The sequence below is a fragment of the Sciscionella sediminilitoris genome (assembly GCF_000737195.2).
Lineage (GTDB): Bacteria > Actinomycetota > Actinomycetes > Mycobacteriales > Pseudonocardiaceae > Sciscionella > Sciscionella sediminilitoris.
Genome location: NZ_JALM01000022.1, coordinates 58,608 through 69,640, shown reverse-complemented (window position 1 = coordinate 69,640; position 11,033 = coordinate 58,608). Strand labels below are relative to the sequence as shown.

Annotated in this window: 11 protein-coding genes; 7 read left to right on the top strand and 4 right to left on the bottom strand. The window is 68.3% G+C overall.

The window, feature by feature from the left end; translation table 11 throughout:
• Nucleotides 1-291, top strand: a 291-nt coding sequence (locus AD72_RS37575) for an HNH endonuclease signature motif containing protein (protein ID WP_231644798.1), incomplete at its 5' end; no start/stop codon positions are given.
• On the opposite strand, the gene AD72_RS12030 is transcribed toward AD72_RS37575, so the two are convergent.
• From AD72_RS12030 to AD72_RS12020, 3 genes are read right to left on the bottom strand one after another with little or no spacing between them, the layout of a single operon-like run.
• Complete coding sequence (locus tag AD72_RS12030) at nucleotides 255-1,850, bottom strand: hydantoinase B/oxoprolinase family protein (RefSeq protein WP_031466560.1); 1,596 nt, start codon at nucleotides 1,848-1,850, stop codon at nucleotides 255-257. The two genes, AD72_RS37575 and AD72_RS12030, sit on opposite strands and share 37 nt — an antisense overlap.
• 11 nt (nucleotides 1,851-1,861) lie before the next feature.
• Nucleotides 1,862-3,895, bottom strand: coding sequence for a hydantoinase/oxoprolinase family protein (locus tag AD72_RS12025; protein WP_031466559.1), 2,034 nt, complete (start codon nucleotides 3,893-3,895; stop codon nucleotides 1,862-1,864).
• 31 nt (nucleotides 3,896-3,926) lie between these two features.
• Nucleotides 3,927-5,246 (bottom strand): MFS transporter, encoded by a 1,320-nt coding sequence (locus AD72_RS12020; RefSeq protein ID WP_031466558.1) that lies wholly within the window; start codon nucleotides 5,244-5,246, stop codon nucleotides 3,927-3,929.
• A 111-nt stretch (nucleotides 5,247-5,357) separates the two neighbouring features.
• Here AD72_RS12020 and AD72_RS12015 point away from each other — a divergent pair, with 111 nt between their 5' ends.
• Nucleotides 5,358-6,368, top strand: coding sequence for a LacI family DNA-binding transcriptional regulator (locus AD72_RS12015; RefSeq protein WP_031466557.1), 1,011 nt, complete (start codon nucleotides 5,358-5,360; stop codon nucleotides 6,366-6,368).
• Here the strand turns inward: AD72_RS12015 and AD72_RS12010 are convergent.
• On the bottom strand, nucleotides 6,365-6,838 hold the full coding sequence (locus AD72_RS12010; RefSeq protein ID WP_031466556.1) for an Lrp/AsnC family transcriptional regulator: 474 nt from the start codon (nucleotides 6,836-6,838) through the stop codon (nucleotides 6,365-6,367). The genes AD72_RS12015 and AD72_RS12010 overlap by 4 nt on opposite strands.
• A 61-nt stretch (nucleotides 6,839-6,899) precedes the next feature.
• Between AD72_RS12010 and AD72_RS12005 the strand changes: the two genes are divergently transcribed.
• From AD72_RS12005 to AD72_RS11985, 5 genes are all read left to right on the top strand, one after another.
• Nucleotides 6,900-7,514 (top strand): LysE family translocator, encoded by a 615-nt coding sequence (locus AD72_RS12005; RefSeq protein WP_197284939.1) that lies wholly within the window; start codon nucleotides 6,900-6,902, stop codon nucleotides 7,512-7,514.
• Between the two features lie 34 nt (nucleotides 7,515-7,548).
• Nucleotides 7,549-8,358 (top strand): MerR family transcriptional regulator, encoded by an 810-nt coding sequence (locus AD72_RS12000; protein ID WP_031466555.1) that lies wholly within the window; start codon nucleotides 7,549-7,551, stop codon nucleotides 8,356-8,358.
• A 14-nt stretch (nucleotides 8,359-8,372) separates the two neighbouring features.
• Nucleotides 8,373-9,287, top strand: coding sequence for a hypothetical protein (locus AD72_RS11995; RefSeq protein WP_031466554.1), 915 nt, complete (start codon nucleotides 8,373-8,375; stop codon nucleotides 9,285-9,287).
• Between the two features lie 84 nt (nucleotides 9,288-9,371).
• On the top strand, nucleotides 9,372-10,100 hold the full coding sequence (locus tag AD72_RS11990; protein ID WP_031466553.1) for a DsbA family protein: 729 nt from the start codon (nucleotides 9,372-9,374) through the stop codon (nucleotides 10,098-10,100).
• A complete protein-coding gene (locus AD72_RS11985) occupies nucleotides 10,100-10,969 on the top strand; it encodes a cytochrome c biogenesis CcdA family protein (RefSeq protein ID WP_031466552.1) in 870 nt (289 codons plus the stop codon). Before AD72_RS11990 ends, AD72_RS11985 begins: the two co-directional genes overlap by 1 nt.
• Nucleotides 10,970-11,033 lie beyond the last annotated feature (64 nt).

Sequence of the window (11,033 nt, the reverse complement as noted above, 5' to 3'; positions counted from 1 at the left end):
CGCACCGCACCACCCAAACTGCGCCGAAGACTCATCGTCCGCGACAAGGGTTGTGCCCACCCCGACTGCGACAAACCACCCGCCTTAACCCAGGCGCACCACATTCAGCACCACGCCAACGGCGGACTCACCGTCGAGGACAACATGGTGCTGCTCTGCGCCCACCACCACGCCCTGATCCACCACACCGAATGGCAAGTCCGAATACACCACGGCAAACCCGCATTCACCCCACCCGACTACCGAAAACTCGGCTATAGCGCGGTTTCCCGCTCCGCCGGGTCACCGTAGCCGCCACCACCGCCGGACTCGCAGCGCAGCACATCGCCTTTGCGCACCCGCAAGCTGTTGGCCTTCAGCATTTCCCGGGACTGCGTGGTCCCCGGGTTGAGTGTGACGCGCGGCGGGGTACCGGATTCGCCGCCGAATGCGCCCCAGGCCGGGGTCAGCGAACGCTCCCACCACAGGGACAGATCCTGATCGGCCTCCATGATGTACTCGCGGATCACGCCATCGCCGCCGCGCCATTTCCCGGCGCCACCCGAACCCTCCCGGATACGGTATTCGTTGACCCGCACCGGATAGAGGGTTTCCACGACCTCGATGGGCAGATCACGCAGCGAACCGTTGACGTTGTTGATCAGCGCGGTCTCACCGTCCCCGCCCTGCCAGGCGCCCCAACCCCCGACGGTGGCCTCGAGGGTGACGAAGGGTTCCCCGGTGCGCGGATTGTCCCCGGCGAACTGCACGATCATCGAATCGCCGTAACTCGCCGCCGCGACCCGCTCGGGCATCGCCGGGGCGAGCGCCTTCACCACGAGATCGATGAGCATGCCAAGGCTCGAGTAGTAGTACTGGCACGCGGCCGGTTCGCGCGCGCCCAGCATGGAACCCTCGCGGACCTTGACCTCGAGTGGCACGAAGGAACCGCCGTTGAGGCTGACCGTCGGCGAGATCAGCAGTTTGTACCCGACCCGCGCCGCGGAAACCGCCTGCGAACTGCCGCAGTTGACCGGACCGGTGGCCTGATCGGCGCAGTCGGTGAGGTCGATGGTCATGTGCTCCCCGGACACGGTGATCCGCACGGTCACCTTCAGCGGGGTGCCCAGATCGATGGCGTCGTTGTCCAGATACCCGGTCGCCGTGTACTCGCCGTCCGGGATCGCGGCGAGCCGTTCGCGTTCGATCCGCTCGGTCTGGGCGAAGATCTCCGCACGGGCCGCGGCGATCGTTTCCGCGCCATAGCGGGCGAACAGTTCACCGAGCCTGCGCACCCCCATCCGCGCGCAGGCGATCTGGGCGCGCATATCGCCGAGGGTCACATACGGGAAGCGCACATTGGTCTCGATCAGGTTCAGCATGTCCGGCCGTTCCACACCGGCGGCCACGATCCTGGTCGGGCGCATGCGCAGCCCTTCCTGGTAGATGCTCGTGGAATCCATGGAACCGCCCGGGTCCTTGGAACCCATGTCGATCCAGTGCGCCCGGGAAGCGGCGAACCCGACCAGTTCCGCACCGACGAAGATCGGCGCGTACACCGTGCAGTCGTTGAGATGGGTGCCGCCGATATAGGAATCGTTGAGCACCCAGACATCGCCGGGTTCCCAGACGTCCGCGCCGAAGTGCTCCTCGGTGTACCGGGTGCACTCCTCCAGGTTGCCGAGGAAGATGGGCAGCCCCGAGGACTGGCCGAGCACCCGGTGCTCGCGGTCGAGCAGGGCGACCGCGCAGTCCTTGCCCTCGTAGATCGTCGGGGTGTACGAGGACCGGATCAGGGTCATGTTCATGTCCTCGGCGGCCTGGATCAGGCCGGAACGGATGATCTCGGTGGTGACCGGGCTGATGCTCATAGCTCGACTCCTCATGCCTGCACTGGCTCGATAGCGATGATCAGGAAACCGTTCTGGTCGACGCGCAGTTCGGCGCCCGGAGGAACCACGGTGGTCGCGGTTTCCTCGTGCACGATCGCCGGTCCGGTCAGCCGCGCACCCACGGCGAGCTCGGCGCGCGCCACAATGCTTGTCGGACAAGGCTTCCCGTCGAATACCACATCCCTGCTGACCGGTTCGCGCGCGGGCGGCGCGGGTTCGGGCTCGGCCTCCGGACGGGGCACGACGCCGTGCCCTGTGGTGCGGATGGTGACGAACTGAACCGGCGCGCCCGGGGTGGCATGCCCGTAACGGCGGTGATGTGCCTCGGCGAACCGTTCCTCGATGCGCGCCGGGAAATCCGGGCTGTCCACGGTGTCCTCGGCCAGGATCGGCACGGTGAGCGTGTAATCCTGGCTCTCGTACCGCATGTCGATGCCGTGCGCCACGGATCGCTCGTTCTCCGCGATGCCCTGCTCGGCGAGGGCGGCCCAGGCCGAATCCCGCAACTCGTCCAGCGAACGCGCGAGCGCCGCGGTGTCCAGATCGGCGCTGGTGGCGAAGAACTGCATGGTGAAATCGCGGCGCACATCCGCCTCGAGCATGCCCCAGGCGGAAAACGCCCCGGGGAACCGCGGCACCACGACCTCGGTCACTCCGATCTCGCGGGCGATGAACGCCGCATGCATCGGGCCCGCCCCGCCGAAGGCCAGCAACGCGAACTCGCCGGGTTCGAGACCGTGCTCCACGGTGAGGGTGCGGATCGCCTGCGCCATCTTGGCATTGCCCACATCGCAGATCCCCGAGGCGAGCTCGACCGGATCCATACCGAGCTGCCCGGCCAGCGCGGTGACCGCGGCACGTGCGGCATCCAGATCGAGGTCCATCCCGCCACCGGCGAAGGAATCCGGATCCACCCTGCCGAGTACACAGTTCGCATCGGTGACCGTGGCCTGCGTTCCGCCGCGGCCATAGCAGGCGGGACCGGGGACCGCACCCGCCGATTCCGGGCCGACCCGCAGCGCGCTGCCCTCGGCATAGGCCAGCGAACCACCGCCCGCGCCGACCGTGTGCAGATTGACCAAGGGCATCAAGAGCGGGAATCCCTCGCATTCCCCGTCCGGGGACACATCCGGGGCGTTGTCCAGCACCAGGGACACATCGAACGAGGTACCGCCCATGTCCACGCAGATCAGATTGGGCCGGTCGAGCAGCTTACTCGCGGCCACCCCGCCCATGGTGCCGCCGACCGGGCCGGAAAGCAGTGTCTGCAAGGGATGCCTGCGCGCGAAATCGGCATTGACCAGACCGCCCGAGGACTGCATCACGTGCACCGGGACCGGCAGCCCCTGCTCCGCGAAGCGCGACTCGATCCGGTCCAGATAGCGGTGCACCGAAGGTCCGGTGTACGCCTCCATCACGGTGCTGGATGTGCGCTCGTACTCCCGCCATTCCGGGGCCACCTCATGGGAGAGCACCACGAGCACCTCCTCGCCGAGTTCCGCGCGCAGCAGCGCACCCGCACGGCGCTCGTGCTCCGGATCCAGGTAGGCGAACAGGAAACACACCGCGACCGCGTCGAAACCCTCCTCGCGTACCCGGTTCGCCACCCGTCGCACGGCATCCTCGTCGAGCGGTTCGAGTTCGGTGCCGCTCGCGTCGAAACGCCCGCCGACCTCGGCGATGTGCTCGCGCGGCACCAGGGGGACCGGCTTGCGGTAGTGCAGATCGAAAAGCCGCTCCCGGTTCCCGCGCGCGATCTGGTACACGTCACCGATGCCTTGCGTGGTCAGGATGAGCACCTTCGCGCCGCGCCGTTCGAGCAGCGCGTTGAGCCCCTGGGTGGTGCCGTGCACGAAGAACTCGATCTCGGCGAAGGGCAGCTCGTGCAGCGCGTCGAACACGCCGCGGGCCAGATCCTCCGGCGTGGTCAGCACCTTGCCCGCGCGCAGTTTCCGCGCGTTCCCCTCGTAGGTGACCACATCGGTGAACGTGCCGCCGATGTCCATGGCGACCCGGTAACTCATACAAAACTCCTTGCTGTCAGCGGAATGCGATCTAATCGAGTGCGCGGCCCTCGGTCTCGGGCAGCGGGAAGACCGAGACGAGCGCGATGATCAGGAAGAGCATGATCGAGCCGATGGTGAGAGAGGACGCGATCCCGCCGTCCATCATCGCCCCGATCACCGGGACGGAGACCGTGTTCGCGAGCAGCACCGCGGACGTGCTCCAGGAGTAGCCGATCCCGCGCAGGCTCGTCGGCAGGATCTCCCCGGACCAGGTGTTCCAGATTCCCCAGGCGCCGAGGGAAAAGAACGCGAGGATGAGGTTTCCCGTGTACATCTGGCCCGCCCCGGTGGCGAAGCCGAACAGTGCCCCGCCCGCCGCCGAGGCGAACACGAACGCGAGGAACACCTTCTTGCGGCCGAACCTTCTGGTCAGCCATGCGGCGAGCAGATAGCCGGGAATCGAGACCAGTTGGGTGACCGCGACGAACCAGACCGCGCCGGACACGCTGAGTCCCTTGCCCTGCAACAGGATCGGCAGCCAGGTCTGCAGCCCCCAGTAGCCCCAGCTGAACGTGAACGCGACGAGCAGCAGCAACAGGAACCGTCGCCGCACCCCGGGACGGAACAGGCCCCGGATGTGCCCGCCCGCCGCGTCATCGGTCACCGCGAACCGGGTCTGCTCGGCAACCGTGCCGCCGAGCCTGCGCAGTACCCGCGCCGCCTCGCCGTGCCTGCCCTGCTTCGCCAGCCAGTACGGGGATTCGGGAACCCAGCGCAGCACGGCGAAGGCCCACAGTCCGGCGAGCGCGGCCACGATCGCGACCGCGCGCCAGCTGACCGGGCCGAGCGTCTGGCTCACTCCGATGCACAACAGGGTGCCGATGGGGAACCCGATGGAGAGCGCGACCGCGCCCTGGCCACGCCAGCGCGTCGGCAGCAGCTCGAGGAAATACGGAAAGGTCACCGCGTACACCCCGCCGAAGGCGACCCCGGAGAGGAAGCGCAGTACCAGGAACGGCCAGAACGCGGGGGAAAGCCCGGCGAGCAGGGCGAGCACGGAATAGAGCAGCAGGCTGAACACGGTCACCCGGCGGCGCCCGATCCGGTCGATGAGCCCGCCCCAGGCCAGCGCCCCGGGCACCATGCCGAAGGCCACCGCGGAAAGGGCCCAGCCGAGCTGGGTGTTGTTCACCCCGAAGTCCGCGGCGATCCCGTTCGAGACGTAGACGAGCCCGACCTGTTCCCAGGCCTCCACGACGAAGGTGAAGAACAGTACGGCGCCCGCGAGGACGTGTGCCCTGCTCAGCCGCATTTCATCGCAGAACTCGCCGACCGAGCGATGCGCGGCTGTCTCGCCCTGAGGTGTCATCGGTGACTCCACTGGCTATCGAAACGTTTTGATGATTGGCTCACGAAACCTGCCCGCGCGTCAAGAGGCAGTGCGTGGGCGATACTGGACGCAGGTGAAGGGAGGCGCGGGGTGAGCAGCAGGGCGGTCACGATCCGGGATGTCGCCGAGCGGGCGCAGGTCTCGATCAGCACCGTCTCGCACACGTTCTCCGGGAGCAGGCCGATCTCGGCGCCGACCCGGGAACGGGTACTGGCCGCCGCGCGCGAACTCGGCTACGACGCGAACCCGAGCGCCCGCTCGCTGCGCACCGGCCGCTCCGGGCTCGTCGGGCTGTTCCTGCGCCCGCGCTATGCCGTGGCCGGAACCCCGGACCGCGCCGAGACGTTCAACCGGCTCGTCGGCTCGGTCGCCACGGAGATGTTGCGCCGCAAGACCGGGCTCATCCACGTGCCCGATCTGCACGACCCCGCGGTGGCCAGTGTGCCGATGGACGGATGCCTCGTCGCGCACCCCTACGGCAGCGATGAGGTGCTGGCCGAGGTGCAGCGCAGGGGGATTCCCACGGTGACCGTCGAGGAAGACCCGGACCGGCCGGAGCTGTCCTGGGCGGTGCGGCTGGACTATCCGCGGGTGGTCACCGAACTGCTGGAGCACCTGCGCGAACAGGGCGCCAGGGAGATCGCCCTGCTGTCCGGGACCGAGGACAACGCATGGAACCGGCGCCCGAGGCAGACCTATCTGGACTGGTGCGCCCGGATCGGGATGCGGTCGCGCACCGGTCTGCTCAGCGAAGGCCTCAGCGGGGAGGAGACCACGGCACGGGCCCGCGAACTGCTCACCGCGGCCGATCGCCCGGACGCGTTCGTGGTGTGCACCTGCGATGGCGCCGCGGTTTTCACGAAGGTGGCCGCCGAACTGGGCATCGAGGTTCCGGGCGAGCTGTTGCTGGCCGCGCTCACCGACAGCGAGCACGGGCGGGTGGCCACGCCGCGGATCACCGCGATGGACCTCAACCACGAAGTGCTCGCCGAACAGGCCGTGGAGCTGATGTTCGCGCGCCTTTCCGGGGCCGCGGAACCGGAGGAACCGGTGACCGTGGATCCGGTGCTGCGGCTGCGCGAATCGACGGCGCGCCGTTAACCGGGCGGGAGCAGCGGTCCGCCGTCCCAGTGCTGGAAGATCAGGTCGGTGTGCACCAGCGCCACCTCATCGCGGGCGGTGAACTCGTCCAGCACGAGCCGCTGCAGATCCGCGGCGTTCTTCGCGGCCACGTGTACGAGAAAATCGTCCGGACCGGTGAGGTGGTAGAGCTCGCGGGTCTCCGGGAGCGCGAGCACGTGTTCCACGAAGGGATCCACCAACGGCCGCCGATGCGGTTGCACACGGACGTGCAGCAGGGCGCGCAGTGGACGGCCGAGTCGTTCGGCGTCCACATCGACCCGGTAGCCGCGGATGACCCCGGACTCGCGGAGCCGGTTCACCCGGTCGAGACAGGTGGATGCCGCGATACCGGCCGCGGCCGCCAGTTCCTTGTTCGTCAGCCGGGCGTTGTTCTGCAGCGCGGTGAGGATCCGCAGGTCGACCGGATCCAGTTCGATCGATTCGGGCATCGGGCGAATCCTATCCGGGATCTGGCCAATCATGCCGTGTTCTCGGCAAGACTTGCTGATCATGCTCGGCCAGCTGCCCGTCTTCCTCGCCACGACCGTGCTGATCCTGGTGGTACCGGGACCCGATTTCGTCGTGGTCACCCGCAATGCGCTCGCCGGTGGCCGAGGGGCGGGCTACCGGACCGCGCTGGGAATCTGCGGCGGACTCGCGGTGCTCACCGTGGCGGTGGCGGCCGGGCTCGCGGCCCTGCTCGCGGTGAACCGGACGGTGCTGCTCGGGCTGCGCGTCCTCGGCGGAAGCTACCTGATCCTGCTCGGTCTCCTGCTGTTCGTTCCCGCCTGGCGCGGGCGCGCCGAGGAACCCGCGGCACGGCGATCCCCTGTGCTGCAAGGGTTTCTCAACAATGTGCTCAATCCGAAAGCGCTGATTTTCTACCTCACCTTCCTGCCGCGGTTTCTTCGTCCCGAGGCTCCCGTACTGGCCCAGATCCTGCTGCTGGGGGCGGTCACGGTCGCCTGCGCCGCGGCCTGGTGGAGCTGCTACGTCACCGCGATCGGTTTCCTGCGCCCGCTGCTCGCGCGGAACCGGTGCGGCAAGCCATCGACCGTGGCGCGGGCATCGCCCTGTGCGGTATCGGGATCCTCGCCCTGTGCGGCGTGTTGTGAGCGAACTTGACCCTGACACCGTGTCAGGCGGTGTACTGGATGGCATGTTCAGCATCGGCGAGTTCGCCCGATACGGCCAGGTATCGGTGCGGATGTTGCGGCACTACGATTCGCTCGGCCTGCTCACCCCGGCCGAAGTGGAAGGCGGGACCGGGTACCGGTACTACACCGCGGACCAGCTCGGCGCCCTCAACCGGATCATCGCGCTCAAGGATCTCGGCTTCGAACTCCGCCAGGTGCGGGCGATCCTGGCGGACGAGCTCGATGCCGAGCAACTGCGCGGCATGCTCCGGTTGCGCCGTGCCGAATTGGAACAGACCGTGCACGAGGAAACCGCGCGGCTCAACCGGGTCGAGGCTCGGCTGCGCACCATCGAGGAAAGCGGTGCCGAGGCCGAGGTGGTGGTCAAGCCGCTGGAACCGGTGCGGCTGGCCGAACTGACCGCGATCGCGCCCGGCTACGCGCCCGCCGATATCGGCCCGGTGATCCGGCCGCTGTTCGGGGAACTGTGCCGGTCACTGGAAACCGCAGGGGTGACCCCGCGCGGTTGCGGGCTGGCCCGCTATGAACCACGGGGTTCCGGTGTCCTGGTGCGCGCGGGACTGCCGGTCACCGATGCCGTGGCCGGGCTGAGCATCGTGGAGCTTCCCGGTGTGGACCGCGCCGCGACCGTCGTGCACCACGGCAGTATGGACGAGGTGCTGCCGACCGCGCAGGCGCTCGCCCGCTGGGTGGCCGCGAACGGCTATCAGGGCAGCGGTTACCCCAGGGAACACACCCTCGCTTGCCCGGACGATCCCGATGACTGGGTGACCGAACTCCAGGACCCCCTCGACTGCTGGAATCCACGCTGAAGGAGAGTTTGATCATGCCCGGCTATCTCGGCTCCGGACCCTATTGCTACACCCACTCGCTCGCCATGCTGCTCGGTGCGGACGCGCCCCCTGCGGCGGTGCTCGAGACGCTGACCGGGGCACCGTTCGGTTTCACCCTGCTGGGCGGCGAATTCCCGCTGTTCGACCCTTACGGCTGGGATCCCGAGTTCGGTCTGGACACCGCGATCGCCGCGCTCGGCTGGCGGTGTGCGCGCACCACGGGCGGAACACCGGAGGAGGCGCTTTCCCGGTTGCGTGCCGACTGCGCGTCCGGCCCGGTGCTCGCCGGTCCGGTTGATATGGGTTTGTTGAGCTATCAGCCGCATCCGCCGACCGCGGACCATTACCTCGTGGTGCTCGAGGTCGGTGCGGAAACCGTGCTCGTACACGATCCGCACGGTCATCCCTATGCACACCTGCCCGTCGAGTCCTTTGTGGACTCCTGGCGCGCGGAAACCGTGGACTACACCGAGGTTCCCTTCGTGTCCCGCGCGCATTTCGTCCGGGAGCGCGAGATCGGTGCAACCGAGGCGCTGCGTGCGGCGATCCCGGAGGCGATCCGCTGGCTCGACGGCCGCACCGACCGGCCCATGCCGCCCGGGACGCTGAGCGGGCCCGAAGCGCTCGAGGCGCTCGCCGCCGCGGTGCGCGGTGGGCTCGATCCGGAAATCCGGGGTTTTCTCGGGGAATTCTCGATCCGGCTCGGGGCGCGCAGGCTCGTCGACGCGGCCCGGTGCCTGGCGATGATCGACCGGCACGGCGCCTCCGCGACCGCCGACGAACAGGCCCGGATCGCCGGGAGCCTGCAGTATCCGCTCAGCACCGGCGACGATGCGGCACTGGCCGCCGGGCTGCTCCGGCTGGCACCGGGTTATGCGCGGCTGCGCGCGGAACTGGCGCGGCACTGAACGGGAATCCCGGACAGGAGCCCCAGGTTCACGCGCGGTTCACGAGCTACTACTATCATGCTTAGTAGATCGTGAGGAGTAGTCGTGAGCCGGACAAAACCGCTCGTGCGCAGGCGCGAGTTCGTACTGATCGCCGTGCTGGTCGTGGTCGCGGTGGGGCTCGCGCTCTATCTCGTGCTGCGCCCGGGAGCACCGAGCGAGCCGGCCGGGGCGGACACGGTGAACTCCGCGGCGCCCTCCTCGACCGCGCCCTCGCAGGGGCCGCTGGCCGGGCTCGCGCATCGCACTCCCGGGGACCCGCTCGCGATCGGGCGCCCGGATGCCCCGGTGGTGCTCGTGGAGTACTCCGACTACCGCTGCCCGTTCTGCGCGCAGTTCGGCCGCAGCACCGAACCCGAGCTCGTGAAGCGTTATGTCGACAAGGGGAAGCTGCGCATCGAATGGCGGGACTTCCCGATCTTCGGCGAGCAGTCCGAGCAGGCGGCGATGGCCGGGCGGGCCGCGGCGGCGCAGGGCCGGTTCTGGCAGTTCAACAAGGCCGTCTTCGAGGCGGCGCCGCAGAAGGGACACCCGGATCTGCCGAAGGAGAAGCTGCTGGAATTCGCCCGCACCGCGGGGGTTCCGGACCTCGCCAAGTTCGAGAAGGACATGACCAGCCGGGAGCACAAGGACGAGGTGCAGTTCGACGCCACCGAGGGCAATGAACTCGGGATACCGAGCACCCCGGCGTTCGTGATCAACGGCAAACCGCTGCTCGGCGCGCAGCCGATCGAGGAGTTCACCAAGATGATCGACGCCGCCGGCGGCAAATGATGACCCAGGTCGGTTTCCTCGGCGCGTTCCTCGGCGGGCTGCTTTCGCTGATCAGTCCGTGCTCGGCGCTGCTGCTGCCGTCCTTTTTCGCGTACGCCTTCGACCGGATCGGCACGCTGGCCATGCGCACCCTCGTGTTCTACCTCGGCCTCGCCGTGGTGCTCGTGCCGCTCGGTGCGGGGGTCGGCCTGATCGGCTCGCTGATCACCCAGTACCGCACCACGGTGACCATGGTCGGCGGGGTCGTGCTGCTCGTGCTCGGCGTGCTCACCGTGCTGGGCAAGGGATTCGGTTCCACGGCCGCGGGCCGGTTGTCCGGGCGGATCAAGATCTCCTCGGCCGCCTCGGTGTTCGCGCTCGGCCTGGTGTACGGGCTCGCCGGATTCTGCTCCGGGCCGCTGCTCGGCAGTGTGCTCACCGTGTCCGCGGCGGGCGGTGACCCGTTCTACGGCGGGCTGTTGCTCGCGATCTACGCCTTCGGCATGGCCGTCCCGCTGTTCGTGATCGCCCTGCTGTGGGACAAATTCCAGCTCGGCAAGCGATCCTGGTTGCGGGGAAGGGAAATCCGGATCGGCCCGCTGCGCACCCACAGCACGAGCCTGATCTCCGGGTTGCTGTTCATCGCGATCGGACTGCTGTTCCTGTTCACCGAGGGAACCGCGAATCTCGGCAGCATCTCCGGGGTGGACAGCCAGTTCGCGGTGCAGAAGTGGCTGGAGAGCGTGGCGAGCGGGGTTTCCAACCTGACCGTGCTGCTCGTGCTCGTGCTCGTGGTGCTCGCCGCGGTGCTGCTCCGCATCCTGGTGCGGTATCGCAGGCGTGCGAAAGCCGATGATACGAAAGTTGCATCGCCGGACAACCTTGGCTGAGTAGCCGGAACCGTTCCGCCCTCGCGCGGTGCCGCCGTCCTGCCGTGGAATGAACAGGTAAGGA

Excerpts from the sequence above, each read along its gene's own strand:
- AD72_RS11985 (WP_031466552.1), top strand. The coding sequence starts at position 10,100 with ATGACCCAGGTCGGTTTCCTCGGCGCGTTCCTCGGCGGGCTGCTTTCG.
- AD72_RS12010 (WP_031466556.1), bottom strand. The coding sequence starts at position 6,838 with ATGCCCGAATCGATCGAACTGGATCCGGTCGACCTGCGGATCCTCACC.
- AD72_RS12020 (WP_031466558.1), bottom strand. The coding sequence starts at position 5,246 with ATGACACCTCAGGGCGAGACAGCCGCGCATCGCTCGGTCGGCGAGTTC.
- AD72_RS12025 (WP_031466559.1), bottom strand. The coding sequence starts at position 3,895 with ATGAGTTACCGGGTCGCCATGGACATCGGCGGCACGTTCACCGATGTG.
- AD72_RS12030 (WP_031466560.1), bottom strand. The coding sequence starts at position 1,850 with ATGAGCATCAGCCCGGTCACCACCGAGATCATCCGTTCCGGCCTGATC.
- AD72_RS12000 (WP_031466555.1), top strand. The coding sequence starts at position 7,549 with ATGTTCAGCATCGGCGAGTTCGCCCGATACGGCCAGGTATCGGTGCGG.
- AD72_RS12005 (WP_197284939.1), top strand. The coding sequence starts at position 6,900 with ATGCTCGGCCAGCTGCCCGTCTTCCTCGCCACGACCGTGCTGATCCTG.
- AD72_RS11995 (WP_031466554.1), top strand. The coding sequence starts at position 8,373 with ATGCCCGGCTATCTCGGCTCCGGACCCTATTGCTACACCCACTCGCTC.